The 25,052-nt window shown below is 74.3% G+C and carries 21 protein-coding genes; 9 read left to right on the top strand and 12 right to left on the bottom strand.

Annotated elements, in window-relative coordinates; genetic code table 11:
• Positions 1–8 precede the first annotated feature (8 nt).
• Complete coding sequence (locus V2S66_RS22885; RefSeq protein ID WP_330797920.1) at positions 9–950, bottom strand: aldo/keto reductase; 942 nt, start codon at positions 948–950, stop codon at positions 9–11.
• A gap of 83 nt (positions 951–1,033) precedes the next feature.
• Between V2S66_RS22885 and V2S66_RS22880 the strand changes: the two genes are divergently transcribed.
• The gene (locus V2S66_RS22880; RefSeq protein WP_413966459.1) at positions 1,034–1,693 is read left to right on the top strand and encodes a TetR/AcrR family transcriptional regulator; all 660 of its coding nucleotides are present in this window, start codon (positions 1,034–1,036) and stop codon (positions 1,691–1,693) included.
• A 90-nt stretch (positions 1,694–1,783) separates the two neighbouring features.
• Here the strand turns inward: V2S66_RS22880 and V2S66_RS22875 are convergent, their stop codons facing one another.
• Positions 1,784–2,137: a VOC family protein gene (locus tag V2S66_RS22875; protein WP_330797917.1), complete on the bottom strand. Its 354-nt coding sequence runs from the start codon at positions 2,135–2,137 to the stop codon at positions 1,784–1,786.
• A gap of 701 nt (positions 2,138–2,838) precedes the next feature.
• Between V2S66_RS22875 and V2S66_RS22870 the strand changes: the two genes are divergently transcribed.
• Entirely contained in the window at positions 2,839–5,682 is a 2,844-nt protein-coding gene (locus V2S66_RS22870; RefSeq protein WP_330797915.1) for a discoidin domain-containing protein, read from the top strand.
• 106 nt (positions 5,683–5,788) lie between these two features.
• Positions 5,789–6,208, top strand: coding sequence for a PPOX class F420-dependent oxidoreductase (locus tag V2S66_RS22865; RefSeq protein WP_330797914.1), 420 nt, complete (start codon positions 5,789–5,791; stop codon positions 6,206–6,208).
• A 105-nt stretch (positions 6,209–6,313) separates the two neighbouring features.
• On the opposite strand, the gene V2S66_RS22860 is transcribed toward V2S66_RS22865, so the two are convergent.
• The 4 genes from V2S66_RS22860 to V2S66_RS22845 all read right to left on the bottom strand — a co-directional run bounded on the left by V2S66_RS22860 (position 6,314) and on the right by V2S66_RS22845 (position 9,588).
• The gene (locus V2S66_RS22860) at positions 6,314–6,739 is read right to left on the bottom strand and encodes an SH3 domain-containing protein (RefSeq protein ID WP_330797912.1); all 426 of its coding nucleotides are present in this window, start codon (positions 6,737–6,739) and stop codon (positions 6,314–6,316) included.
• A 158-nt stretch (positions 6,740–6,897) separates the two neighbouring features.
• On the bottom strand, positions 6,898–7,527 hold the full coding sequence (locus V2S66_RS22855) for an MBL fold metallo-hydrolase (RefSeq protein WP_330797910.1): 630 nt from the start codon (positions 7,525–7,527) through the stop codon (positions 6,898–6,900).
• On the bottom strand, positions 7,524–8,609 hold the full coding sequence (locus V2S66_RS22850) for an S-(hydroxymethyl)mycothiol dehydrogenase (RefSeq protein WP_330797907.1): 1,086 nt from the start codon (positions 8,607–8,609) through the stop codon (positions 7,524–7,526). The genes V2S66_RS22855 and V2S66_RS22850 overlap by 4 nt, the downstream gene beginning before the upstream one ends.
• Before the next feature lie 310 nt (positions 8,610–8,919).
• A complete protein-coding gene (locus V2S66_RS22845; RefSeq protein WP_330797905.1) occupies positions 8,920–9,588 on the bottom strand; it encodes a Type 1 glutamine amidotransferase-like domain-containing protein in 669 nt (222 codons plus the stop codon).
• A gap of 152 nt (positions 9,589–9,740) precedes the next feature.
• On the opposite strand from V2S66_RS22845, the gene V2S66_RS22840 reads away from it, so the two are divergent.
• The gene (locus V2S66_RS22840) at positions 9,741–11,081 is read left to right on the top strand and encodes a YncE family protein (protein ID WP_330797903.1); all 1,341 of its coding nucleotides are present in this window, start codon (positions 9,741–9,743) and stop codon (positions 11,079–11,081) included.
• 100 nt (positions 11,082–11,181) lie between these two features.
• Here V2S66_RS22840 and V2S66_RS22835 read toward each other — a convergent pair whose 3' ends face one another.
• Positions 11,182–12,285 (bottom strand): AI-2E family transporter, encoded by a 1,104-nt coding sequence (locus V2S66_RS22835; protein ID WP_330797901.1) that lies wholly within the window; start codon positions 12,283–12,285, stop codon positions 11,182–11,184.
• Between the two features lie 440 nt (positions 12,286–12,725).
• Positions 12,726–12,887 carry an ABC-2 transporter permease gene (locus V2S66_RS22830; RefSeq protein WP_330797899.1) on the bottom strand — a complete coding sequence of 54 codons (162 nt, stop codon included), beginning with the start codon at positions 12,885–12,887 and terminating at the stop codon, positions 12,726–12,728.
• Positions 12,888–13,178: 291 nt separating this feature from the next.
• Between V2S66_RS22830 and V2S66_RS22825 the strand changes: the two genes are divergently transcribed.
• From V2S66_RS22825 to V2S66_RS22810, 4 genes are all read left to right on the top strand, one after another.
• Positions 13,179–15,032, top strand: coding sequence for a glycoside hydrolase family 15 protein (locus V2S66_RS22825; RefSeq protein ID WP_330797897.1), 1,854 nt, complete (start codon positions 13,179–13,181; stop codon positions 15,030–15,032).
• A 327-nt stretch (positions 15,033–15,359) separates the two neighbouring features.
• Positions 15,360–15,569: a ferredoxin gene (locus V2S66_RS22820; protein WP_330797896.1), complete on the top strand. Its 210-nt coding sequence runs from the start codon at positions 15,360–15,362 to the stop codon at positions 15,567–15,569.
• A complete protein-coding gene (locus tag V2S66_RS22815) occupies positions 15,566–16,807 on the top strand; it encodes a cytochrome P450 (RefSeq protein WP_330797894.1) in 1,242 nt (413 codons plus the stop codon). The genes V2S66_RS22820 and V2S66_RS22815 overlap by 4 nt, the downstream gene beginning before the upstream one ends.
• The gene (locus V2S66_RS22810) at positions 16,804–18,006 is read left to right on the top strand and encodes an NAD(P)/FAD-dependent oxidoreductase (protein WP_330797892.1); all 1,203 of its coding nucleotides are present in this window, start codon (positions 16,804–16,806) and stop codon (positions 18,004–18,006) included. Before V2S66_RS22815 ends, V2S66_RS22810 begins: the two co-directional genes overlap by 4 nt.
• A 123-nt stretch (positions 18,007–18,129) precedes the next feature.
• Here the strand turns inward: V2S66_RS22810 and V2S66_RS22805 are convergent, their stop codons facing one another.
• Positions 18,130–18,687, bottom strand: coding sequence for a hypothetical protein (locus V2S66_RS22805; RefSeq protein WP_330797891.1), 558 nt, complete (start codon positions 18,685–18,687; stop codon positions 18,130–18,132).
• A 447-nt stretch (positions 18,688–19,134) separates the two neighbouring features.
• On the opposite strand from V2S66_RS22805, the gene V2S66_RS22800 reads away from it, so the two are divergent.
• A complete protein-coding gene (locus V2S66_RS22800; RefSeq protein WP_330797889.1) occupies positions 19,135–21,654 on the top strand; it encodes a DUF7617 domain-containing protein in 2,520 nt (839 codons plus the stop codon).
• 90 nt (positions 21,655–21,744) lie between these two features.
• Here the strand turns inward: V2S66_RS22800 and V2S66_RS22795 are convergent, their stop codons facing one another.
• The 3 genes from V2S66_RS22795 to tap are packed head-to-tail and all read right to left on the bottom strand — an operon-like array spanning position 21,745 to position 24,984.
• A complete protein-coding gene (locus tag V2S66_RS22795) occupies positions 21,745–22,092 on the bottom strand; it encodes a hypothetical protein (RefSeq protein WP_330797887.1) in 348 nt (115 codons plus the stop codon).
• A gap of 54 nt (positions 22,093–22,146) precedes the next feature.
• A complete protein-coding gene (tpg, locus tag V2S66_RS22790; RefSeq protein ID WP_330797885.1) occupies positions 22,147–22,704 on the bottom strand; it encodes a telomere-protecting terminal protein Tpg in 558 nt (185 codons plus the stop codon).
• Between the two features lie 6 nt (positions 22,705–22,710).
• Entirely contained in the window at positions 22,711–24,984 is a 2,274-nt protein-coding gene (tap, locus tag V2S66_RS22785; protein WP_330797884.1) for a telomere-associated protein Tap, read from the bottom strand.
• Positions 24,985–25,052: the final 68 nt, after the last annotated feature.

Raw genomic sequence — 25,052 nt, 5'->3', positions numbered from 1 at the left:
CGGACGCGTCACCCCGCGAGGATCTCGCCCGATCGGGGCCGCACGGCGTCCAGCGCGGCGAGCGTCGCGCCGTCGAGCGCGATCGCACCCGCGGCCACGTTCGCCTCCAGGTGGGCGGCGTCGGCCGTGCCCGGGATGAGCAGGACGTTCGGGGCGTGGTGGAGCAGCCAGGACAGGCCGATCTGGGCCGGGGTGGCGCCCAGCGACCGCGCGGCGGACACCACGGCGGGCTCGTCGGTCACCTTCGGCATACCGGGGAAGGCGCTGCCGAGCGGGAAGTACGGCACCCAGGCGATGTCCTCGGCGGCGCAGCGGGCGAGCATGTCCTCGTCGTCGCGGGCCAGCAGGCTGTAGGCGTTCTGCACACAGGCGATGCCGACCGGGATCGCCCGCCGCAGGACGTCCGCGCTGACGCTGCTGAGGCCGATCGCGGCGATCTTGCCCTCGTCGCGCAGGGCCGTCATGACGGCGAGCTGGTCGTCGAGGTCGACCACCTGGTCGCCCTCGGCCTTCAGGCCGGGTCCGGCGTCGGTGCGGCGCAGGTTCACCAGCGGCAGGCAGTCGAGGCCGAGGGAGGTGAGGTTGTCCTCGACGCTCGCCCGCAGCTCCTCGGGCCGCTGCGCGAGGCGGAGCGGATGCGGTCCGCCCGTGGCGGGGGTGGCGCCGACCTTGGTGGCGACCAGGACGCCGTCCTCGGGGCGGATCGCCTCGCGGATCAGCCCGTTGACGTAGCCGTCGCCGTAGAACTGGGCGGTGTCGACGTGGTCGACGCCGAGGTCGACGGCGCGCCGCAGCAGGGCGATGTCGGACGCGCGGCCGTCGGCCGAGCGCAGCTGCATGGCGCCGTAGCCGACGCGGGAGACGGTACGGCCGCAGAGCGGGCCGGGGCCGCCGGGGCGCGGGGCGCCGGCGGGGGTGCTGTCGTGGGAGGAAGTGCCGGTGGAAGACATGGGGGTCCCGTCCTCGTGCGACGATAGGGGAAGCGGAGGTGCGTCCGCTTCTCCACCGTAGCACTACCGGAGGTGCCTCCGTTTTGATCCCGCCACCGACTCCGCCACCGGCCTCACCACCGACGCCGCCCTCGAAGCCGCCGCCCGGCGCGGGGGCCGGCCGGCCCGCGCGCTCCGACGCGCGCCGCAACCGGGAGAAGCTGATCGCGACCGCGCGGGCCGCCTTCACCGCCACGGACGGCACGGTCGCGCTCGAAGCCGTCGCCCGCGACGCCGGGGTGGGCATCGGCACGCTCTACCGCCACTTCCCCACCCGCGAGGCGCTCGTCGAGGCCGTCTACGCCGCGGAGCTCGACGACGTCACCGGCAACGCCCCGGCGCTGCTCGCGGAGCTCGCTCCGGATGCCGCGCTGCGGGCGTGGATGGACCGCTACGGCGCCTTCGTCGCGGCCAAACGCGGCATGATCGACACCCTGCGCGCCGGCTGGGCCTCGGGCAGCATCGCGACGCCGAGCACCCGCGAGCGGGTCACCGCCGCGATCGCGACGATCCTGGCGGAAGGGGCGCGCACCGGTTCGCTCCGCGCGGACGTCGCACCGCAGGACGTCACCGCGCTGCTGCTCGGGGTCTTCCTGTCCACCACGGCCGGCGGGACCCCGGAGCAGATCGGCCGGCTCCTCGACCTCGTGATCGACGCGCTGCGGCCGGGCCCCCCGGACGCCGCCGGCCCGGCGGGAGGGTGACCCCTGCCGACCGCGGGGCCCGGTGCCGACCGCCGGCCCGGCCGCACCCGGGTCCTGGCCGCGCCGCTGCGGGGGCGGCAGCGGACGGGGTCAGGCGGGCTGCCAGAGCTCGACCCGGTTCCCCTCCGGGTCGGTGACCCAGCCGAAACGGCCGACCCCCTCCATCTCCTGCGTCGGCGCGGCGACGTCCGCTCCCCCGGCGCGCAGTTGCGCGAGCATGGCGTCCAGGTCGCGGACCCGGAAGTTGAGCATCACCTGCTGGGTGGGGGAACCGAAGTAGTCGGTCCCGGACTCGAACGTCGCGAACACCGTCGGGCCCGCTCCCTGGTGCCACAGGCCGTTCGCGTCGGCGTCCAGGCCCAGGCAGTCGCGGTACCACGCGTTCAGCGCGGCAGGGTCGCGGGCCCGCAGGAAGTAGCCGCCGATTCCGAGTACGCGTTCCATGCCGCCATCCTGCCAGCACGGCGTTCGGGCGGACGGCACGGCGGCGCTGAGGGTGTGTCAGGGCTGCGCCCGCCGGGGAGGGAACAGGGCACGGAGCGGGGGTGGGGTCGCGGAGTCGACCGGCGAGGCCGGTCCCGACGCCCGCGGGACGCTGGAGAACCGCAACGCCTACGCCCGCAACGCCGGCATGGCCGGCCACCCCGCCGAGCCGCCGGCCTGCCGCGCGAGGGTCCCTCGACCACGACGCGCGCCTCGTCGACGACTGCGGCCGGGCGCCGAGCGCCGGCCACCCCCACATGCTGGCCGCCCGCACCGGCCGCGCCCGCACGCTGGGCGCCTGCGGCCGCGCCGCCGGGGCCGCCGAACCCCCCGCCACCCTCGGCAGCCGCAACGCCCACGCCCGCTTCGTCGGCGCCACCGGCGACCGTCCCCCGCGCCGCACGGCTGCGCCGGCAGGTGCTGGAGGACCGCGTCCGGCATCCGGGCGGGAACCACCCCCGGACGCTGCGCACCCGGCAGGAACGCGCCCGCTTCCGCTGACCGGCGCGCGGCAGCCGGCTCGGCGGACCGCGCGCCGCAGCCGCGAGACGCACGCTATTCCAGTGCGATGCACGGTATTTGCTTTCTCGGATCGGAACCTTGCGCCCTTCAGGACCGCTCTGTACGGTCGGGGCGCTCACCCCCCACCCCGAGGAGCATCCATGCGTGGCAGTGCAGCGCCCTTGAGGCGCAGAGCGCTCATCCCCGGCCTGGCCGTGCCGCTGGCCGCCGTGCTCGGTCTGGCGTGGACCGGCGCCGCGCCGGCCGGCGCCGTGTCCCCTCCCGCCGCCCGAGCCCAGGCCGGGGCGCCCGCCCCGGCGCGGGTACCGACCACGGCGGCGGCCGCCGCCGCTGCCGGAGTGGGCGCCAGCACGGCGTTCACCACCTACGAGGGCGAGGCGGGAACGCTCGGCGGCGGCGCGAGCACCGTCGCCCTGACCTCGGCGCCGACCACCCAGTACTCCAGCGCCGCACTGGAGGCGTCGGGACACGCCTACGCCCATCTCGGCGCGACCGGCCAGTCGGTGCGGTGGACGAACTCCACCGGCGGACCGATCAGCTTCCTCAACGTCCGGGCCAGCATCCCCGACTCCGCGTCGGGCGGCGGCATCACCGCCACCCTGGACCTGTACGTCGACGGCGTCTTCCGGCAGGCGCTCGACCTCAACTCCAAGCAGACCTGGGTGTACGAGGGGACCGACTACAACAACAGCGACGACCAGAACCCCGCGGACGGCTCCCCCCGCGTCTTCTTCGACGAGTCGCACACCTTCGTCACCGGCGCCCCCATCGCCGCCGGCAGCACCCTCACCCTGCAGAAGGACACCGCGAACAGCGCCTCCTTCTACGACGTGGACTCCGTCGACGTGGAGAACCCGCCCGCGCCCCTCACCCAGCCCGCGAACTCGATCTCGATCACGAGCTGCGGCGCGGTGGCGGACGACAACCCGACCAACGGCGCCGCCGACAGCCACTCCGTGGACAGCAGGTCCGCCATCCAGAGCTGCATCGACCAGGCCCAGTCGCAGGGCAGGACGCTCTGGATCCCGCAGGGAACCTTCTACGTGAAGGGCACCGCGGCGCTGAACGCGCAGGGCATCACCATCGCCGGCGCGGGCATGTGGTACAGCACCGTCTACCGTGACGTGCCCGTCCCCAACAGCACACCGCTGCCCGCCCTGTTCGGCCTGACCTCGTGCACCGTGCAGAACTTCCACATCGACGCCGACGCGGTCAGCCGCAGCACCGTCGGCGGCGACGGCGGGGCCATGGACACCACCGGCGCCAACTGGTCGGCGGACGGCATCTGGACCCAGCACACCATGTCCGGCTTCTGGGCGTCGGGAACCGGCGGCACCGTGCGGAACAGCCGGCTGACGGCGATCTGGGCGGACGGCATCAACGTCAACAACGTGTCGCTGGGCGCGAGCACCGGCAACAACCTGACGGTCACCAACAACTTCGTCCGCGGCACCGGCGACGACGCGATCGCCGTCAACTCGGAGAACTACAACACCAACGGCGACGGCTCCAGGACGTACTACAGCCCGATGACCGGCATCACCGTCACCGGCAACACCTCGATCGCCCCGTGGGGCGGCAAGGGCGTCGCGATCTACGGCGGCAGCGGCCACCAGGTGCGGAACAACTACGTCAGCGACACCGCGCGCTACATCGGCCTGGGCGCCGGCCGCTTCGGCGTCAACGGCAGCGACCTCCTGTCGGCGACGATCACCGGCAACGTCGTGGTCCGCTCCGGCGGCAACGCCTACAGCCAGGGCCAGCCCGCCCTGCACATCGGGAACGGCGGCGACGGCCAGAACACCGGGATCGTCGACCACGTCACCGCGACCGGCAACACCGTCGCCGACTCCCTCTACGACGCGATCGGCTTCTCCACCTCCACCAACACCCTGCTGCAGAACAACACGGTCACCGGTCCCGGGCGCAACGGCGTGGTGATCTCCCCGGCCTTCTACCCGGCGCCCACCGGCTCGGCGACCATCACCGGCAACAGCGTGACCGGGCTGAAGAGCGGCGCGTCGGCGTTCGCGAACAACTCCAGCGGCTTCACCGCGACCCAGAGCGGCAACAGCTGGCAGGGCGGCGGCACCCCGGTCGAGGCGCCCTACGGCGGCACGCCCGCCGCGGTGCCCGGGACCGTGCAGGCGGAGAACTACGACACCGGCGGCCAGGGCGTCGCGTACAACGTCACCTCGGTCAACGGCAACGGCACCGCCTACCGCGCCGACGGGGTCGACCTGGAGGCCACCTCCGACACCGGCGGCGGCTACAACCTCGGCTGGACCAGCGGCGGGCAGTGGCAGCGCTACACCGTGAACGTCGCGACCGCCGGCTCCTACACCGTCAGCCTGCGGTTGGCGGCCCCGGCCGCGGTCAGCGCGGCGCTGCACCTGTCCGACGCCTCGGGGGCCGACCTCACCGGGCCGGTGGCCGTCCCCGCCACCGGCGGCTGGCAGACCTGGGGCACGGCGACCGCCCGCCTCACCCTTCCCGCGGGGCGGCAGGTCCTCACCCTCGACCAGGACAGCGGCGGCTGGAACCTCAATCAGCTCAGCTTCACCGCGGCGGGCGGCACCGACCTGGCCGCGGGCAGGCCCACCGCGGAATCCAGCCACACCCAGGCGTACGGCTCGTCGAACGTCACCGACGGCGACCGGTCCAGCTACTGGGAGAGCGCCAACAACGCCTTCCCGCAGTGGGTCCAGGTGGACCTCGGCTCCGCGCGGAGCGCCTCCCGCGTGGTACTGCAGCTCCCCGCCGGCTGGGGCGCCCGCACCGAGACGCTGTCCGTGCAGGCCGGCGCCGACGGCTCCGCCTTCACCACCGTGAAGGCCGCGGCCGCCGCCGCCTTCGACCCGGCGACCGGCAACACCGTCACCCTCACCTTCCCCGCCACGACGCAGCGCTACTTCCGGCTGACCGTCACCGCCAACACCGGCTGGCCGGCCGGTCAGCTCTCGGAGTTCCAGGTCTGGAGCTGAGAGAACCACCCCCGCCCGACCGCGCCGCTGCGTGCGGGCGGGGGCACCCCAGGCGATCATGGAGGCGATCGAGAACCGTTCCGCCGTCCGTCGTGGAGGATGTCCCGTGTCGAAGCCGCCGCTGCCCGCAGACGCCGTCAGCATGCTGGAGAAGCCCAACCCCGCCGTCATCACCACGCTGCGCCGCGACGGCCAGCCGGTCTCTACGGCCACCTGGTACCTGTGGGACGACGGCCGGGTGCTGGTCAACATGGACGAGGGCCGGGTCCGCCTCCAGCACCTGCGCAACGACCCGCGGGTCTCGCTCACGGTGCTCGACGACAGCGGCTGGTACACCCACCTGACGATCATCGGCCGTGCCGTCGACCTGCGGGAGGACACCGGCCTGACGGGCATCGACCGCCTGGCCCGCCAGTACCTCGGCAAGGACTACCCGCAGCGCGACCGCCGCCGCTACAACGCCTGGATCGAGATCGACCGCTGGCACGGGTGGGGCTCGCTCAAGGACAGCGAGCAGACCGGCTGACCCGACGGCGGGACCGGCCGGAGGGCAGGGGCCGGCGGTCGGGGAGGACGGCAGGCCGCGCGCCCGCCGTCTCCCCGACCGCCCGGTAGCGGCCTCAGCCGCAGGTCAGCACCACGGCACGGTGCCCAGGTTGACCACGTAGCGGGCGGCGAGCCACCCGGTGCGGTCGGACAGCTTGTACCAGCGCGGGTTGCCGTCGACGGTCTGGCCGTTCTTCTTGCACGCGATGTGGACGATGGTGCCCGGCGCGTAGCTGCCCAGGGCGGTTGAGTTCGTGGTGGCCAGGCTGCGGATGGTCAGCGGCAGGTTGGAGACCACGCGGCCGTCGACGTGCGCGGCGGCGGGCTGGGGCGCGGCGGGCTGCGCGGCGGACGGCTGCTGGGCGGACGAGTGTGCGGCCTGCCCGGCGGAGACCGGTGAGGGGTCCACGGGGCTGGCGCCCGCGGGTGAACCGCCGAGCACGCTCAGCGCGGCTGCCCCCGCGGTCAGGGCGACGGTGGTGAGGAACTTCGACGTGGCGGGTCGCTGCATGGCTGCCTTCCTGGTCGAGCCCACCGGTCAACCGGTGGGTCGCGGAACGCGGTTGTCCCGCCCGACGAGTCTGCGCACCTCGGCTCCGCCGGACGGGCCGCCATCCCGCCGGCGCACCCGATCGGCGTACACCCGCTGACCCGTCCGGCGGTACGGGGTCAGTGACCGCGGTCGATCCACTCCTGAAGGTGCGGCAGTTCGTCCGCGACGGTGGTGGACTCGCCGTGACCGGTGCGGACGACGGTCTGCGGGGGCAGGGTCAGCAGGCGCGCGCGGATGGACTCGACGATCGTCGGGAAGTCCGAGAAGGACCGCCCGGTGGCTCCGGGGCCGCCCTGGAAGAGGGTGTCGCCGGTGAAGACCGTGCCGAGGCCGGGGGCGTACAGGCAGACGGCGCCCGGCGCGTGGCCCGGAGTGTGCAGCACCGTCAGCTCGGTGCCCGCGACCTCGAGGACCTGGCCGTCCGCCAGTTCGCCGTCGGGCGACCGCTGCGGGTGCGTGAGCCTCCACAGCGGCAGGTCCTCCGGGTGCAGCAGGATCGGCGCCCCGGTGCGGGCGGCGAGGGCGGGCGCGGCGCCGATGTGGTCGTCGTGGGCGTGCGTGCACACCACGGCCCGCACGGTGCGGCCGCCGACGGCGGCCGCGACGGCGTCGGCGTCGTGCGCCGCGTCGACGACCAGCACCTCGCGGTCGTCGCCGACGATCCACACGTTGTTCTCGACGTCCCAGGTCCCGCCGTCGAGCGAGAACGTGCCGGTGGTGACGAGGTGTTCGACGCGGGCGCTCACAGCAGCACCACCGACCGCAGCACGTCCCCGTCGTGCATCCGCTGGAACGCCTTCTCGATGTCGTCCAGTTCGATCGTCTCGGTGACGAAGGACTCCAGGTCGAGCCGCCCCTGCAGGTACAGGTCGATCAGCATCGGGAAGTCGCGGCTGGGCAGGCAGTCGCCGTACCAGGAGGACTTCAGCGCGCCGCCGCGGCCGAAGACGTCCAGCAGCGGCAGTTCGAGGGTCATCTCCGGGGTGGGGACTCCGACGAGCACGACGGTGCCGGCCAGGTCGCGGGCGTAGAACGCCTGCCGGTACGTCTCCGGGCGGCCGACCGCCTCGATCACCACGTCGGCGCCGAACCCGCCGGTCAGCTCCCTGACGGCCTCGACCGGGTCGCTCTCGCCGGAGTTCACGGTGTGGGTGGCGCCGACGCGCACCGCCGTCTCGAGCTTGCGGGCGTCGATGTCGACGGCGATGATCCGGCCGGCGCCGGCCAGCCGCGCCCCGGCGATCGCCGCGTCGCCGACGCCGCCGCAGCCGATCACCGCGACGGAGTCGCCGCGGCTGACGTTGCCGGTGTTCAGGGCGGCGCCGATGCCCGCCATCACGCCGCATCCGAGCAGCCCGGCGACCTGCGGCGGGGCGGCCGCGTCGACCTTGGTGCACTGCCCGGCGGCCACCAGCGTCTTCTCCGCGAAGGCGCCGATCCCCAGCGCCGGGGAGAGCGGGGTGCCGTCGGCGAGGGTCATCTTCTGCGTGGCGTTGTGGGTGTCGAAGCAGTACCAGGGCCGGCCGCGCCGGCAGGCCCGGCAGCGGCCGCACACCGCACGCCAGTTGAGGACGACGAAGTCGCCCGGCGCGACCTCCTCGACGCCGGGGCCGACCTCCTCGACGACGCCGGCGGCCTCGTGGCCGAGGAGGAACGGGAACGCGTCGCTGATGCCGCCCTGCTTGTAGTGCAGGTCGGTGTGGCACACCCCGCACGCCTGGACCCGCACCACCGCCTCCCCCGGCCCCGGGTCGGGAATGACGACGGTCTCGATCCTCACGCGCTCGTTCCTGCCCGGCGCGACGACGCCGCGTACTTCCTGAGTCATGGGCCGCTCACCTCTCTGTGACGTTCCGTGATCTCGTCATCATCCCCCAGCAGGGGTGCGTTCCGCCCCGGGACGCACCCCGGACGCGCCGCCGGCGTTCAGCGCCGCGGCAGCCTCGCGGTCAGCGCGTACCGGGTGGTCTGGGTGGCGCCCTGGCTGTCGTCGCTGACCGGCAGCTGGCGCAGCCGGCTGCCGGGGGTGCGGTCGCCCCGGGGAGGGGCGGTCCGCGGCGGCGGCGAAGGTGAGGTTGGCGGTGGCGCGGCCGCCGGGCGCCACGCGCAGGGCGGCGGGCAGACGGCCTGGTCCCGCCTCACGGGTGGAACCGCCACCTGCCTTCGGAGAGGACCTCCTGGGTGTCGCCGCTGATCCGGATGGCCGTCTCGTCGTCGAGGAAGTAGATCGGGAAGTCGGCCCGTTCGACGATGCGGTCGGCCCAGGCGTCGTCGCGTTCCGCGAAGTGCGGCGAGTACAGGTGGGGTTTGAGGTACCAGTCGAAGAGCCCGAGCGGCGGTTCCACGGTGGTCGCGCCCAGCCGGTGCAGATCCTCGGTGTCCCCGATGACCTCGGCGGAGCGCTCCGTGAGGTTCCGGCTGAAGATCATCGCCCCCGCGCTGACCCCGACGTAGACACGGCTCTCCAGCGCGTCGAGGAAGCCGTCCCGCAGGCCGTTCCGGGTGATGCTGCGCGCGAGGTGGTAGTGGCTGCCGCCCTCGACGTAGATCACGTCGGCGTGCCGCAGCCGCTCCAGCACCAGCTGCGGCGGCAGGCCGTTGAGCTCCAGCACGTCGAACTCCTGCCAGCCCAGGCCGTGCAGGCGGCCCATGCCCTCGACGAGCCAGCTGTGGTCCCCGGGCTCGGCGACGGACGCCGTGGTGACGTACACGATCCTCGCCGCCCCGAAGGGTCTGCCCAGCATGTCCCGGGCGGCGCCCAGCAGGGTCTCGTTGCTCAGCCCGGTGGAAGTCAGCAGTAGGTTCACCAGGAGAGCCAACCACGACCCGCCCGTCCGGACAATGCACACCCGGCCGGCCGGCCCGGCAGCGTTGTCAGTGCTCCCCCGTAGTCTTCTGATCACGCGGGGGGACCGCCCTCCGCGGCATTCGTTCGAGGGGGTACAGGACACCTATGTCCATGCAACGGACATTACTGGGGGCCTCGTTCGCGGTCGTCGTGGCGACGGGATCGCTGCTGGCGGCGGGGGCGGCGCCGGCGGCTGCCGACGGGACGGCGGCATTGCCGCTGAGCTCGTACGGGAACGTCGTCGTCGACGGCGTGCACCGCCACTTGCTCATCAGCGACCCGCAGAGCAGCAAGATCGTGGTGACGGACTACTCGGGCACGGTCGTCGGTCAGGTCACCGGCGAGCCAGGCGCGCAGGGCCTCGCGCTGTCGCCGGACTCCGGCACGCTCTTCGCCGCGCTGCACAGCGGTGACGCGATCGCCGCGATCGACACGGCGACACTCACCGAGTCCGCGCGCTACGCCACCGGCGCGGGCACCGATCCGGCCCACCTGGCCATGGTGGGAAGCACCCTGTGGTTCGGCTACGGCGACGGCGGCGCCGGCCGGATCGGCTCGCTCGACCTGTCCGCGGCCGAGCCGCACGTCACGCTCGACCCGTCCACGGGCTACCAGTTCTACGCGGCGCCGGTGCTGGCGTCCTCGCCGTCCGCGCCGGGCGTCCTGGTCGCCGCGGACGCCGACAGCAGCCCGCCGACCGTCACCGTCTACGACGTCTCCTCGGGCACGGCGGTCACGAAGGTGTCGGTGCACGATCCCGGTTCCTCCCCGAGCGGGACCGGCGACATCTCCGACATGGCCATCACCCCTGACGGCAAGGAGCTGGTCACCGCCAGCGGCGCGCCGTACTTCCTGCAGGTCTTCAAGCTCGCGGACCTGTCGGCGGACGGCACCTATCCGACCGGCCCCTATCCCGACGCGGTGGCCATCGCCCCGGACGGCACCGTGGCGGCGGGCGTGGACGCGTCGTACGACGACGACGTCTACACCTTCGCCCAGGGCCAGGGCACCCCGGAGCACGGCTACGAACTGGGGCAGTTGCTGCTGCCGGCCGGCCTCGCCTGGGACCCGAGCGGCACCGCCCTGTTCGCCCTCACCGCGGACGGCTACGGCGGGCCGATCTCGCTCCAGGTGATCGGCGCGCCCGACTCGCCGAGCACGGTGACGATCACCGCCCCGGCCACCGCCAGGAAGGGCCACGCCCTGACCCTCAAGGGCAGGCTCACCTCGCAGCTCCCGGTATCGGCGGGCAGCAGGGTGACGCTCACCCGGACCGACTCCGCGAACCCCGGGGGCACGGTCGTCACCACGGTTCCGGTGAACGCCGCCGGCGCCTGGAAGGCAGCCGACATACCGCTGGTCAGGGGGACCGCGGTGTACCGGATCGACTACGCGGGCGACGCCACGCACGGCGCGGCCTCGGCCACCGTGGCGGTCACGATCACCAAGTGAGCGCCGGCGTCCCGCCGCCCGGGGCCGGGCGGCGGGACGTCGCCGGGGAGGGTTGCGCCCCACCGTGGGCGTCAGGAGCCTCGGCCGTGACGCGGCGGCGTCAGGAGGCGTCGGTGCGCGGGAAGACGTACTCGTCGAGCAGGATGCCGAGGGCGACGGCCGCGGGGATGGCCACCAGGCCGCCGATGATGCCGAGCAGCGAACCGCCGGCGAGCACCGCCACCACCGTCACGACCGGGTGCACGTCCACGGCGAACCGCATGGCCCGCGGCATGATCAGGTAGTCCTCGGCCACCCGGAAGCCGATGTAGAAGGCGGCGGTGGCGACGGCCACCGGCAGGGAGGCGGTCAGCGCCACCAGGCTGACCACGATGCCGCCGACGGTCGAACCGACCACCGGCACCATGTCCATCACCGCCACGAAGAAGCCGAGCGCCGCCGCGTAGGGCACGCCGATGACCTCGCACCACACGAAGGTGGCGACACCGGCGATCACCGAGGTCGCGATGTTGCCGAGCATGTACCGGCCGACGCGGCTGAGGATGGCCTCGGTGACGGTCTCCACCCGGGGCCGCTTGGTGCCGGGGACGAAGCGGTAGAAGAACTGCTTGATCGTGGGCAGCGCGGCCATCACGTACAGCGTGACGGTGATCACGATCACGGCGGAGGTGATGAGGCTGACCACCAGCTGGCCGGCGCCCAGCACGCCGCCGGCCAGCTGCGAGGCGCCTCCGGAGCTGAGCTTCGACTGCGCCTTCTCGATGACGTGGTAACGGTCCTCCAGCCGGCCCAGCGTGGAGTGGTGGTCGTGCAGCTGCTGTCGCCAGCGGGGCACGGCGTCGCTGAGCGCGTTCACCGCGTCGGTCACCGGCGGGACCATCAGGGCAAGGAACCCGGCGAGCAGCCCGGCGAACCCGGCCACCACCACCAGCACCGACCAGCCGCGGCGCAGCCCCCGGCGGCCCAGCCAGGCGACGACCGGTTCCAGACTGACCGCGATGAACACGGCGAGCATCAGGAGGGTCAGCAGCGCGCTGAGCTTGAGCACGGTCTGCACCAGGAGCCACGCCAGGGTCCCGCCGAGGGCGAGCCCGAAACCGATCTGGAACCAGGACCGCTGGCCTGCGGCCGCCCTGACGACAGCGGGCACCCGTGGCGCGCGCGCGGCGCGGTCGGCGTCCGGCCCGGAGGGCCCGACCTGCACGGACGGCGCCGACTGCCGGTTTCGCCCGGCCGGCGCAGCGGGCTCGCGCGGTTCGGCGGGTGCCGGCGGACCCGCCGGCTCCGACCGCTCCGTCGGCGCGACAGGCCCCGACCGCTCGGCCGTCTCAGCCGCCGGCAGGAACGGTCCGTCCTGCGAGGACGGTCCGGATCTCGCCGACGACGACCTCGGCACCGCGTTGGCCGGCGTGTCGGACATGGCCCTCCCCTTCACGATGGTGTGCGTCCGAGCCGGTCCACGATGCGGAGCCCGGGGCCCTGCGGCCGACAGCACGGCGTCGCGTGCCGTCTACCCCCGCCCGCGACGCCGACGCAGACTGATCGACGCTGCCCGATGCGGTGCGCCGCGCGGGGCGGCGTGCGGCACCGCGCGGCGCGCCGCCTGCGGTCACAGTGCCACGTCGGAGTGCAGCCGGGCGGCCGTCACACCCGCATCCGGCGCACCGCGAGCGCGGTGCAGCCGAGGAAGAGCGGCGCGACGCCCGCCGGCACGCCCACGTGGGTGAGCAGCCGGCCGGACGAGTCGCCGGAGATCGCCACCCGCGGGCCGTCGACGAGATACGTCATCGGCAGCAGCGGGTGCACCGCCCGGCCATACCGGCGGCTCCGCAGGCCAGGGGGCCGCCGCCCGGTTCCGCTCGCCGCGGCTCGGCGCGTCAGCCGCACCGTACGGGCGTACGCTCGAAGCAGAGGCGATCCACGACCGCGCGCGAGGGTGCGCTGCGGGGAGGGAGCGGGCCATGCGGCTGTTCGACGGTGAGGTGGCGCGGACCGCGCCCCGGTACGGGGACGACGAGGGCACGGACAGCCGGTCCGCCGGGGTGCGCGCGGGTGCGGCGGCGAGAGGCAGGAGGCGGGGCTGACCCGGGCGACGCCATGGCCTTCGAGCCCATCGGACCCGGCGGAGCGGGAGGCGAGCCGTCCAGCCGCTATCTCCCGGTCGCCGAGCACGGCCTGATCGGTGACCTGAGGACGGCCGCGCTGGTCGGCACCGACGGCACCGTCGACTGGTACTGCTGCCCCCGCTTCGACTCGCCCAGCGTCTTCGGCGCCATCCTCGACGCGGACCGCGGCGGCCGGTTCGAACTCGCCGCGGACACGCCGGCCAGGACCCGGCAGTTCTACTTCCCCGACACGAACGTGCTGATCACCCGGTTCTTCGCGGCCGACGGCGTCGCCGAGATCCAGGACTTCATGCCGGTCGTGGACGAGGCGCGGCAGGGTGGCAGGCACCGGCTGATCCGGCGGGTCATCTGCGTACGCGGCACCCTGCCGTTCCGGGCGCGGGTGGCGCCGCGGTTCGGCTACGGAGCCGACCGGCACACGGCGGAACTGCGGGACCACGCCGCGGTGTTCCGCTCGCCGTCGCTCACGCTGGCGCTCACCTCGACGGTGCCGATGGAGTGCGACGGACAGGACGTCACCTCCCGGTTCAAGCTCCTCGAAGGCGAGTCCGCGGTGTTCGCGCTCGACCACTCCGGGGCCGGCGACGAGGACTGCGTCCCGCGGGACTGCCCGCAGTCCGAGGCGGAGGACGAGTTCGAGTCGACCGTGCGGTTCTGGCGGACCTGGCTGCACCAGTCGAAGTACCACGGCCGGTGGCGGGAGATGGTGCACCGTTCGGCGCTGCTGCTGAAGCTGCTCACCTACGCGCCCACCGGCGCCTTCGTCGCCGCGCCGACGACCAGCCTGCCCGAGGGGATCGGCGGCGAGCGCAACTGGGACTACCGGTACGTGTGGGTGCGTGACGCCGCCTTCTGCGTCTACGCGATGCTGCGGCTCGGCTTCACCGACGAGGCCGCGGCGTTCATGACCTTCCTCGCCGAGCGCGGCAAGGGCGCTCCCCACCCGGCGGAGGGTCCGCTGCAGATCATGTACGGCATCGACGGCCGCAGCGAGCTGCCCGAGACGGAACTGCCGCACCTGGAGGGGTACATGGGCTCGGCGCCGGTACGGATCGGCAACGCCGCCACCGGCCAGCTGCAACTCGACATCTACGGCGCGCTGATCGACTCGGTCTATCTCTACGACAAGTGGGGCAGCCCGATCAGCAGCGCCCACTGGGACCAGGTCGCGAGCATGGTGGACTGGCTGTGCGACCACTGGGACCAGCCGGACGAGGGCATCTGGGAGTCCCGCAGCGGCCGCCGGGACTTCGTGTACGCGCGGCTGATGTGCTGGGTGGCGATCGAGCGCGCGATCCGGTTGGCCAACCGCCGCGGCCTGCCCGCGGATCTGACCCGCTGGCAGCGCAACCGCGACGAGATCTACCGGCAGATCATGCGGCGCGGCTGGTCCGCGGAGCGCGGCGCGTTCGTGCAGCAGCTCGACGGCGACGTCCTGGACGCCTCGGTGCTGATGATGCCGCTGGCCAAGTTCGTCTCGCCCAACGACCCCAAGTGGCTGGCCACGCTGGACGCGCTCAGCTCGGACCTGGTCTCCGACTCGCTGGTGTACCGGTACGACCCGGGCGTCAGCCCGGACGGTCTGCGCGGCACCGAGGGCACCTTCTCCATCTGCTCCTTCTGGTACGTCGAGGCGCTCACCCGGGCCGGCCGCACCGAGCAGGCCCGGCTGGCCTTCGAGAAGATGCTGACGTACGCCAACCATGTCGGCCTCTACGCCGAGGAGATCGGCCGCACCGGGGAGCAACTCGGCAACTTCCCGCAGGCGTTCACCCATCTGTCGCTGATCAGCGCCGCCTTCAACCTCGACCGCGCGCTGGGCTGAGCCAGGGTCGCGCGCCGACTTCCGGCGGGAGCCCGCCGGGATTCGGCCGACCTGTCGCGCGCCGCGGCGACCCCGCGGCCCCGCCCGCCGGGCCGACCGGCCGCGCCGTGCGCCGGCGCACCCTCGGTTCCGCCCTGATCAGGGGGTGCGGGAAGGCTCCGCCGGGCGCGTCCGCGAGCTGCGGGCGGCGGTTCCTCGGCGTGGCCGGAAAGGTGGCCTTTACATCCATCAACCACGCGCCCTCGCGCACCGCAGCGTTAGCGTTGCTCACGGTTACTTACCTCAGGCAAGTATCCGCCCGTCCATCCCGCCCCCAGGGAGGAACCCATGCGGATAACCGTGGACACCGACAAGTGCTGCGGAGCCGGCCAGTGCGTCCTGGCCGCACCGGAGATCTTCGACCAGCGCGAGGACGACGGCATCGTCGTCCTGCTCACCGAACATCCGCCGCAGCACCTGCGAGCGGCGGCCGAGGAGGCCGCGCAGGTCTGCCCGGCCGGCGCGATCACCCTGGCACTCCAGGAGGCGCACTCATGACCGCGCCCGCCACGCACGAGACCGAGGACGCCACGCCGTTCACCGCCCGGCGCGCGCCCGGCTGCCCCTTCGACCCACCGCCCGCCCATCGCGCGCTGCTGCCGGACGGCGACCGCCCGGCCGCGCCGCCCACCCGCGTCAGGCTCTGGGACGACAGCACCGCCTGGCTGGTGGCCCGGCACAACGACCAGGTCGCGCTGTTGCGCGACGAGCGGATCAGCGCCGACAGCCGGCGCCCCGGGTACCCCTCGGTGAGCGAGGCGAGCCTGGCCACCCGGGCGCACAACCGCACCTTCATCACCATGGACGAGCCGGAGCACAACGAGGAGCGGCTCCGCTTCACCGGCGCCTTCACCGTGCGCCGCATCGAGGGCTTGCGTCCGCGGGTGACCGCGCTCGTCGACGGCCTGCTCGACGCCATGGCGGCCGCCGGGCCGCCCGCGGACCTCGTGCAGGCGTTCGCGCTGCCGCTGCCCTCGCTCGTCATCTGCGAGCTGCTGGGCGTCCCCTACGCCGACCACGGCTTCTTCCAGCGCTGCAGCCGGGTGCTGATCGACATGCGCAGCACCCCGGAACAGGCGCTCGACGCCTCGCAGGAGCTGGTCGACTACCTCACCGGCCTCCTCGCCGCCAAGCAGCGGAACCCCGCGGACGACCTGCTGAGCCGGCTGGCGACCGAGTACGTCGCCACCGGGATCGCCACCCGCGACGAGTGCGCCAAGCAGGCCAGGCTGCTGCTCATCGCGGGGCACGAGACGACCGCCAACATGATCGCGCTGGGCACCTGCGCGCTGCTGCGCCACCCCGAGCAGCTCGCCGCCGTACGGGACGGCGACGAGCAGCAGGTGGCGGGCTCCGTCGAGGAGTTGCTCCGCTACCTGACCATCGTGCACCTGGGCCGGCGGCGCACCGCGCTCGCCGACATCGAGGTGGGCGGGGTGACCATCCGCGCCGGCGACGGGGTGATCTGCGCGAACGACCTCGCCAACCGCGACCCCGAGGTGTTCCCCGACCCCGACCGGCTCGACGTCGGACGGCCCGCACGCCGCCACCTGGCCTTCGGGTCGGGCCCGCACCAGTGCCTGGGGCAGAACCTGGCCCGGCTCGAACTGCGCCTCGCCTACCCGGCGTTGCTCCGGCGCTTCCCCGGTCTGCGGCTGGACCAGGAGTTCGCCGAGATCGCCTTCCGCGACGAGATGCTGGTCTACGGCGTGCACGCGCTGCCGGTCGCCTGGTGACCGGCCGGACCGCGTATCCGGCCCGGGTGGCGGTCGTCGGTGCCTCGGCGGCGGGTCTGGCCTGCGCGGAGGGCCTGCGCCGCCAGGGCTTCGACGGCAGGGTGACGCTCGTCGGCGAGGAGCGCGAGCCGCCGTACGACCGCCCGCCGCTGTCCAAGCAGCTGCTGTCGGGCGCCTGGCCGGCCGACCGGCTGCTGCTGCGCGACGCCGCCGCACTGGACGCCCTCGGTCTCGAACTGATGCTGGGCCGGCGGGCCGTGGCCCTCGACACGCGCCGGCGGGAGGTGGTGCTCGACGGCGGCCGCAGGATCGGCTGCGACGCGGTGGTGGTCGCCACCGGGCTGCGGCCCCGGTGGCTGCCCGGCGCCCAGGGGGTGCACGGCGTCCATGTGCTGCGCACCCTCGCCGACGCGGTCGCGCTGCGCGCGGCGCTGTCCGGCGGCGGACGCCTCGTGGTGGCGGGCGGCGGGTTCATCGGCGCGGAGGTGGCGGCCGCCGCGCGCTCGTCGGGGTGCGAGACGACCGTCGTGACGCCCGCGGAGGCGCTGCTCGCCGACGCCGTCGGCCCGCGGATCGGCGCGCTGCTCACCGCGGTGCACCGGGAGCACGGGGTGCGCGTGGTGACCGGCGCGCGGGCCGGCGCGCTGATCGTGAGATCCGGCCGGGTCACCGGTGTGCGGCTGGGCGACGGCCGCAGGCTGCCCGCGGACACCGTGCTGCTGGGCGTCGGCGGCACTCCGAACGCCGAGTGGCTGGCGGGCAGTTCGGTGCCCACCGGCGACGGCGTGGTCTGCGACGAGGCGCTGCGCGCCGCGCCCGGCGTCTGGGCCTGCGGCGACGTGGCGGCCTGGCCCGATCCGTACGGCGGCGCACCGCGGCGCGTCGAGCACCGCACCAACGCCTCCGAGCAGGGACTCGCGGTGGCCAGGGCGCTGCTGGCCGGCGACGGCCCGGTCACGCCGTTCCGCTCGGTGCCGTACCTGTGGTCCGACCAGTACGGGCTGCGGCTCCAGGTCTACGGCCGGCCGCGCGGCGCCGACCGGTTCCGGGTGGTCGACGGCGACCCGGCCGAGCACCGGTTCACCGCGCTGTTCGGCCGCGGCGGCCGGGTCTGCGCGGCAGCGGGGATGGGCCTGCCGGGTCCGCTGCGCGCACTGCGCGCCCTGGTCGCCGAGCGTGCGGCCTGGCCCGCCCGCTGACCGCCGGCCGACCGTCCCCGCCGGGCGCCCGGCCTCGGGCGTCGTCCGGCGGAAACGGGCCGCGGCCGCCACCGTCGTGGTGGCGGCCGCGGCCCGCGGCTTCCGTGGCGCCGCGCCGACGCGCTACTTGCCCACGCGCGGCAGGTCGTTGAGCCGGCCGGGCAGCGCGGTGCCCGTCTGCTGGGCCCGCATGAGCGCGACGACCGCGCCCGCTCCGGCGAGGACCAGGCTGAGCCAGAAACTGAAGCCGTGGCTGCCGGCCGGTCCGAAGTCGGAGTGCGCGAAGATCGCGATCAGGTAGAGCACGAACCCGGCCGCGAAGGCCAGGAACGCCAGCACCCGGGCGGGGGCGGGCAGGTTGACCGTCGGCGCGAAGAGGCCGACGGCCAGTGCGACCGCTCCCAGCACGGTGAGGACCATCGCGAACCACGCGATGAACAGGCCGTGGTCGAAGTGCCAGGCGCTCCGGGTCACGGTGCCCAGATCCATGCCCAGCACCTTGCCCAGGTCCCAGGAGTAGTAGTCGAAGAACGAGAAGACGAACACGACGAACCCGATGCCGAGGAGCACCCAGTCCAGCGGGTTGACCGTCGCCGGGTCGAATGAACTCCGGGACGCACCGCGCGGGTCGGGCACCGGAGTCGGCGCACCGGGTGGTGGCGGCGGCACTTCGTGCGACATGGTGGATCGTCCCCCTCTTGACACTGCGCGACATACCTGCGAGGGCCCGAGAGTAGCGCCAAGTCGCCTGGTGCGTAAGCGTTTTGGCCGGTCATGCTGCCAGTGGGTCACCATGTCCGTTCCGGTGCGCGGGCGCGCTCGCGTGGCACGAGTCGGCCACGCGGACGGGCGGGACACGCGGGTGGTGAACGGCCGCCGGTGCGGCGTGGGGAAGGGTGCGCCCCGCGTGCGCGGCGGAGCGCGGGAGCAGAACCGGACGACGGGCGATCGGCGCCGGCCGCGAAGGCGGCAGGAAACCGTCACATCGGACCAGTTCGCCTCATCGGCTCACTGATTCGGCGCAATAGGATGATCTGCCCACCGCGCGTCCCTACGGTGTTCCGGCGGACTCGCCGAGACGTCCGCACGTCCGAGACGAAGGTGGGGACCTCCTTGTTCAGATCCCTCTTGTCCGACACCCGACGCCGGCCGCCGCTGCTCCGGGCGGCCGTCGCCGTGGGCGCCGTCCTGATGGCCGTCGCCGCCGGTTCCGTGCAACCCGTCGCCGCCCGCGCGGCGGCGCAGGACGCGAGCGCCTCGACCCTGACCAAGTCCGTCCGCGACGTCACCCGGCCCGGCAGCACCACGGCGGCGCACGGCGACACCGTGGGCTGGACCATCGGCTACCACGGCGCCGGTTCCGGCGCCCCCTCCCCGGCCACCGTCACCGACCCGGTGCAGGGCGCGGGCACCGCCCAGACGTACGTACCGGGCTCGCTGCACACGCCCCCCGGCTGGACCCCGTCCTGGTCCACCGACGGCGCCGACTTCACCTCGACCGACCAGGGCGCCGCGACCGTCGCGGTACGCGCGTCGAATCCCGAGGTGAGCGGCGCAGGCACCGCCGTACGCGGTGGCCTGCTGCCTCCGGTGCAGGCCGCTGCCCGCTCCACCGGCGGCGACGGCTTCACCCCCGTCCTCTACCGCGCGCCGTCCGGCGACGTGGAGGCGTGGAACATCTACCACCACACCGGCCCCGCCGCTCCGGTCGTCGTGTGCAACGACCTGTCCACCGGGCAGCAGTGCGACGGCGGCCCCTGGCCGCGGCCGCTCAACACCACCGCAGGTCCGCTGGGCAGCGGCAACACCGGAAACGTCTACAGCCCGCTGACGCCGCAGTACGTCACCGACCCCGGACGGCCGGGCGTCGTGTACTACCCGGCCGTCACCGCCACCTCCGTCGGGGTGGGCTGTCTCGACATGGGCGCGCGGGCCGACTGCGGTTACGTGCAGCTGCTCGCCTCGGGCGGCAGCCCGTCCAGCGCCAACGGCCTGGCCGGGCTGGTGACAACCGGCGGCGACGTGTACGGCGTGGCCAGCACCGGCCAGGTGCTGTGCATGGTCATCGCCAGCCGGACCCCGTGCGCCGGGCAGCCCTTCGCGGCCGTCGTGCCGCCGAACCACGACCTGCCCGGCAGCTCCTACGCCCTCTACCAGGGCGCCACGGTGGTCGCCGCCGGGAAGGTCTTCGCGTCGTCCGCACCGCAGAACGGGTCCACCGCCGCCGGGCCGCCCGCGCTCGGCTGCTTCGACCCGGCGACCGGCGCCGTGTGCGCCGGCTGGGCCACCCCGCACCCGGCCGGGACGAGCAGCGCGCAGTACACCTACAGCGCGTACGCCAGGTACGACACGAGCGGCGCCGCCGACGGCGTGTGCACCACCGACAGCAGCGGCGTTCCCGTCACCTTCTGCTACACGCTCGACGGCGCCGCGACGGCTCCGGCCGCGACCGGGCTCGACAGCCTGGCCTCGGGCGTGCTCGTGTTCAACCCCGAGGTGGTCACCGCGGGAGGCGACACCCGAAGCTACTTCGCGGTGTGGGGCGGGCCGCTGCCCGGCGACACCGTGTGCTGGAGCTGGACGCACGCCCAGCCCTGCGCCGGCTTCCCCGCGGTGGCCGGCCACCCCACGGTGAACGGCGGGGCCACCCGCGACTACGGCTACACCTACGACGCCACCACCCGCTGCCTGATCGGACTCGGCGACGCCGGCGTGCTGTTCTCCATGGACCCCTCGACCGGCGCCTCCCCCTGCGTGCACAGCGGCGCCTCCGTCACCCTGCACCCCGCCGACTTCTACTGCGACGGGGAGTCGGGGCACGTCCAGGCGTACACCGCGGCCCGGCTGGAGGACTTCGACGTGTCGCACGCCGACCTGTCCGCCTCCACCGTCTCGGTGACCGACCCGGACGGCTCGGTCGTCGCCGCACCGGCGCTCGCGCCCGACGGGACCGTCGACCTGTCCGGCATCTCCGCCGCCGGCCACCCCTCGATCACCGTGACCGTGCAGCTGGTGCTCACCGGCACCGGTGACTTCACCGACACCAACCATCCGGCGCTGAGCGTGGCCTTCCAGGGCGACGACCCGCAGGTGTGCCTGCGCACCGTCGTCGGCGCCGACTGTGCGACCGCCCAGGTCAGCGACACCGCGACGGGCGCGGACACGACCGGCGACCTCACCTCGCCGACGGTGGCGGTGGCCGTGGAGCCGGGGGCGCAGTGCCGGCCCGTGGTGACGGTGAACAAGGAGATCTGCACGGTGTCGTCCGCGCAGCGCTGCGGTCCCGACGGCACCGGGCCGTGGGCGAAGAACAGCCCGGTCGGCCTCCTGCACCTGCTGGGGGTCGCGTACTGGCGCATCACCGTCACCAACTCCGGGCCGGTCGGCGCGGCGGACGTGACGGTCGACGACCCGACCACCCCCTCCTGCCACAGCGCCGCGGGCGTCTTCGCCCTGCCGCCCGGCGCCAGCCGGCAGGTCTACTGCAGTTCGTTCCTCATCGCGCTGCCGATGAGGAACACCGCGTCCGCGACCTACCTGCCGGCGCAGGCCCCGGGCGGCACCCCGCCGACCACCTCGGCGCCCTCGTCGGCCGTCGCCTGCTCCCTGCTGTGCATCCTGGCGGGTGACACCCGCACCCGTACCTGAGCGGGCGGCCAGCGGCCGCACCTTCCGACCCCTGACCGCCCTCCGAGGACCGACGTCCGCCCCCTGCCCCCACCGGCCCGGGGGCGGACCCTAGGTCACCGCGCCCGCCACCGCGCCGGCCAGGCCGCAGAGCAGGGCCGCGGCGCCGAGCGCCGCCAGGGTCCGCCAGCCGGCCCGGGGCGCGGAACCGCGGAACACGGCGAGGCCACCGAGCGCGAGCGCGCCCGCCACCACCACGCCCAGCAGCGCGACGGCCAGCCAGCCGCACAGCGCCGAGACGCCCACCCGGACGTAACCGCCGTCCCCGGTGCGCTGCACGGAGAGCACGTCGCCGGGCGACAGCGGCTGCGAGATCGCCGCATCCGGGTCCAGCGTCCTGCCGTCGTCGGAGCGGAAGACGCCCTCGCACCGCCGGTGCCGCTCCCTGGGCGCCCCCACTCAGCTCTCCGCGCTCCGGCCCCTCTGGAAGTCCGGTTCTCAGAAGTGCGTTTCTCAGAAGTCCAGTTCGAGGTAGTCGATGTCGCCGAACTCCACCGCGAGGCCCTGGGCGCGGCGGCCGCGGTCCTTGAAGTAGACCTCCTGGAGTCCCTCCGCGGCGATGGCCTGGAGCTGCTGCTCCGGGACGCCGGCGGCCTGCGCGTCGAAGAGGCGGGCGGCGTAGGCGGGCGGCAGGTGCTGGGTGATCCGGCGCATCCGGCTGTCGTCGGTGGAGCCGGGCGCGGCGGTGAAGCCGAAGCGGGCCCGGGTCTCGATCACGATCCCGGTGGCGGTGGCGGCGCGCTTCCTGGCGCGGCTGCGGACGCGGGGCTGCCAGTCCTTGCGCACCTCGCGCTCCAGCCGGGCCGCGAGGTCCTTGCGGGGAGTGCGCAAGGCGCCCTTCACATACCGCTCCACGGTGCGCTGGGAGACGCCGAGCCGCGCGGCGACCGCGCGGGTGGAGCCCTTCTCGCTCTTCACCAGGAACCGCATCCGCGCGGGCGCGGACTTGGGGACCGGGCGCGTCGCGGTGGCCGCGGAGGCCCGGTCCAGGCTGTCGCCGATGATGCCCATCCGGCCCTACTCCCCGTCGTCCTCGGTGCGGTCGCCCTTGATGTGGCGGGCCGGGTTGTGCTGCTGCTCCATCAGCTCCACGGCCCAGTACAGCTCCCTCGTGCCCTCGTGCTTGACCATCCCCGGTGACACGCCGAGCCGGAAACCCCCCGGCGCCGGCTTCCCGGCCGCGTCGTACGGCAGCACGTCGAGCGGCGAGGGGCCGCGGGACGGGTAGACCACGCAGTCCGACAGCAGCGCGACCGGCGTCAGCGCGTCGGGGCCGAAGCCCACCTGCCCGGCCGGGCCGGGCCGGGACTGGGTGGCCAGTGCGGTCCTCACCAGTTTCCTGTGCATGTTGACGCGGGCCGCCGAGATGACCGCCGCGCGGATGTCGGGTCGCCAGGTGGGGCGCTCCAGCGCGGGCCACCGCTCCCCCGGCCGGTAGGACGCGCCCTGCGGACGCTCGCGGAGCTTGCCGATGCCGCCCTTGACGGTGGACTTGATCGCCGAGAGCACCGCCGCCATCCCGGGGTCGGCGTCCTTGTGTTCCTGCATCACGGTGAGGAACTCCGCGGGTGACAGGCCGGCCACCACCCCCAGATCGGCCATCGTCGCCTTGTACGCCTCGGCCAGCCGCTTGTACCAGGGGTCGAGGTACGGGCCGGCATCGCGCCGCACGTACGCCTCCGCGGGCGCGATCACCACCGGCAGCCGGAAGGTGTCGACGAGCTCCTGGGCGTACGCCACGGTCGGCGTCGCGTACCAGGCGGGACCGGTCGGGCGGCCGCCGTGCGGGGTGAAGGGGCTGGGCAGCCGGGGGTCGATCCCGATGCCGGACAGGTCCACCAGCCAGCAGCCGGGCAGCTGCCGGTCGAAGCGCGGCGACCGTACGTGCTCCGGCCCGGACAGCCCGACGACGAGCCGGTTCGCCGCGGCGAGGAAGGCGGTGTTCACGTCCACGCCGACCGCGTACGGCTTCGCGCACTCCTCGTCGGTGAGCAGCTGCGGGTCGCGGACCCAGTCGAACGCCTCCTCGTCGAGGACCTCGTGCTCGGCCCGCTGGTGGGCGCGGGGGAACAGCGCGGTGACGACGGGGTGTTCGTCCGGCGCCTCCGGCGGCGCCGGATCGACGGCGGTGGTCAGCGAACCGGGTACCGCGCCCGGCACCCACGCGCCGGTGGCCTCGTCCTGCACCGCGCGGGTGGGCGGCCGCAGGCTCGACATGAGTTCCAGGCCGGCGACCGCGGTGGAGCCGCGCGGGGTCAGCACCCGGCCGGCGTAGGCGGCGAGCACCCGGGCGAGTTCGGCCGGCGGCAGCTCACCCGCCTCCCGCCAGGCCCGCGCGTCCAGGGCGTGCCAGGGCAGCACGGCAAGCTGGACGCACCTGCGCTGCTGCCCCTGCGCGGGCCGGTAGACGCGCGCCCACGGGCCGAACCCCCGCTTGGTCAGCTGCCACTTCGCGCGGGCGATCTGCCGGACGACCTTGTGGTCGTCCGGCAGGCGCATGTCCCGCCGGTCGGCCAACTCCGCCGGCAGGCCGAGCCGTTCGGCGGCGCCGGCGGTCAGCACGACCAGCGGGTCGGCGTCCCTGCCCGAGCGGTGCAGCCGCAGCGCGCCCAACTGCGCCTGCGCCAGCGTCCATTCGACCAGCTCGGGGACGGTGCCGGCCGGGCACTCCAGCACCAGGCCGCCGGCGCAGTACAGCGATCCGTCGCCGTCCAGCACGCCGAGCGGACCGTGCGCGAACCGCGGTTCGGCGGTGGCCGGCGCCGGGGCGGACGCCGCACCGGGCGCGCGGCCGGACTGCGACGCCGCGGGCCTGCCCGCCGGACGCCGCACCCGCGGCGCGGCCTCGGGCGCCTCGGGCGCCACGGCGACGGCCGCCGCCGCCTCACGCGCGTCGGGCGCCTGCGGAGCCGCGGCGGCGGGAGGCGCGGGCGGCGTCACAGGCGGTGACACGGCTGCGGACACCGGTGCGGCTGGGGGGTTCGGTGCGGCTGCGGGGTTCGGTGCGGCCGGGGCGACCGGCACGGCTTCGGGAACGCGTGCGGCCGGGTACCGCTCCGCCCACGCCTCCAGCAGCCGCAGGTACGGGCCGCGCCGGGGTGCGCGCGGCTCGCTGCGCCCGCTCTCCCAGTTCTTGATCGTCTGGGTGGTGGTCTGCAACTTGCCTGCCAGGCGCGCCTGGGTGACGCCGGCCGCCTCGCGCAGCCTCGCCCGCTCCGCGGGCGGCGGCAACTGCGGCTCGCCGGCCAGCAATTCGTCGACCAGCGCGAACAGCTCTTCCTCCGTGGGCATGCGCGCACCCTAGCAGAATTAACCCCCGATTTAGCCATGGGCGGGCACGCGGCGGCGGGAGCGTCCAC

This window comes from Actinacidiphila polyblastidii (assembly GCF_036353415.1).
GTDB classification, from domain to species: Bacteria; Actinomycetota; Actinomycetes; order Streptomycetales; family Streptomycetaceae; genus Actinacidiphila; species Actinacidiphila polyblastidii.
Note: the sequence above shows the minus strand (reverse complement) of the source record. Positions and strands in the feature narration are given on the sequence as shown.

Bases quoted from the DNA above. Each gene is read 5' to 3' on its own strand.
- V2S66_RS22885 (WP_330797920.1), bottom strand. From the start codon at position 950: ATGTCTTCCACCGGCACTTCCTCCCACGACAGCACCCCCGCCGGCGCC.
- V2S66_RS22875 (WP_330797917.1), bottom strand. From the start codon at position 2,137: ATGGAACGCGTACTCGGAATCGGCGGCTACTTCCTGCGGGCCCGCGAC.
- V2S66_RS22870 (WP_330797915.1), top strand. From the start codon at position 2,839: ATGCGTGGCAGTGCAGCGCCCTTGAGGCGCAGAGCGCTCATCCCCGGC.
- V2S66_RS22860 (WP_330797912.1), bottom strand. From the start codon at position 6,739: ATGCAGCGACCCGCCACGTCGAAGTTCCTCACCACCGTCGCCCTGACC.
- V2S66_RS22850 (WP_330797907.1), bottom strand. From the start codon at position 8,609: ATGACTCAGGAAGTACGCGGCGTCGTCGCGCCGGGCAGGAACGAGCGC.
- V2S66_RS22840 (WP_330797903.1), top strand. From the start codon at position 9,741: ATGCAACGGACATTACTGGGGGCCTCGTTCGCGGTCGTCGTGGCGACG.
- V2S66_RS22825 (WP_330797897.1), top strand. From the start codon at position 13,179: ATGGCCTTCGAGCCCATCGGACCCGGCGGAGCGGGAGGCGAGCCGTCC.
- V2S66_RS22820 (WP_330797896.1), top strand. From the start codon at position 15,360: ATGCGGATAACCGTGGACACCGACAAGTGCTGCGGAGCCGGCCAGTGC.
- V2S66_RS22815 (WP_330797894.1), top strand. From the start codon at position 15,566: ATGACCGCGCCCGCCACGCACGAGACCGAGGACGCCACGCCGTTCACC.
- V2S66_RS22805 (WP_330797891.1), bottom strand. From the start codon at position 18,687: ATGTCGCACGAAGTGCCGCCGCCACCACCCGGTGCGCCGACTCCGGTG.
- tpg (WP_330797885.1), bottom strand. From the start codon at position 22,704: ATGGGCATCATCGGCGACAGCCTGGACCGGGCCTCCGCGGCCACCGCG.
- tap (WP_330797884.1), bottom strand. From the start codon at position 24,984: ATGCCCACGGAGGAAGAGCTGTTCGCGCTGGTCGACGAATTGCTGGCC.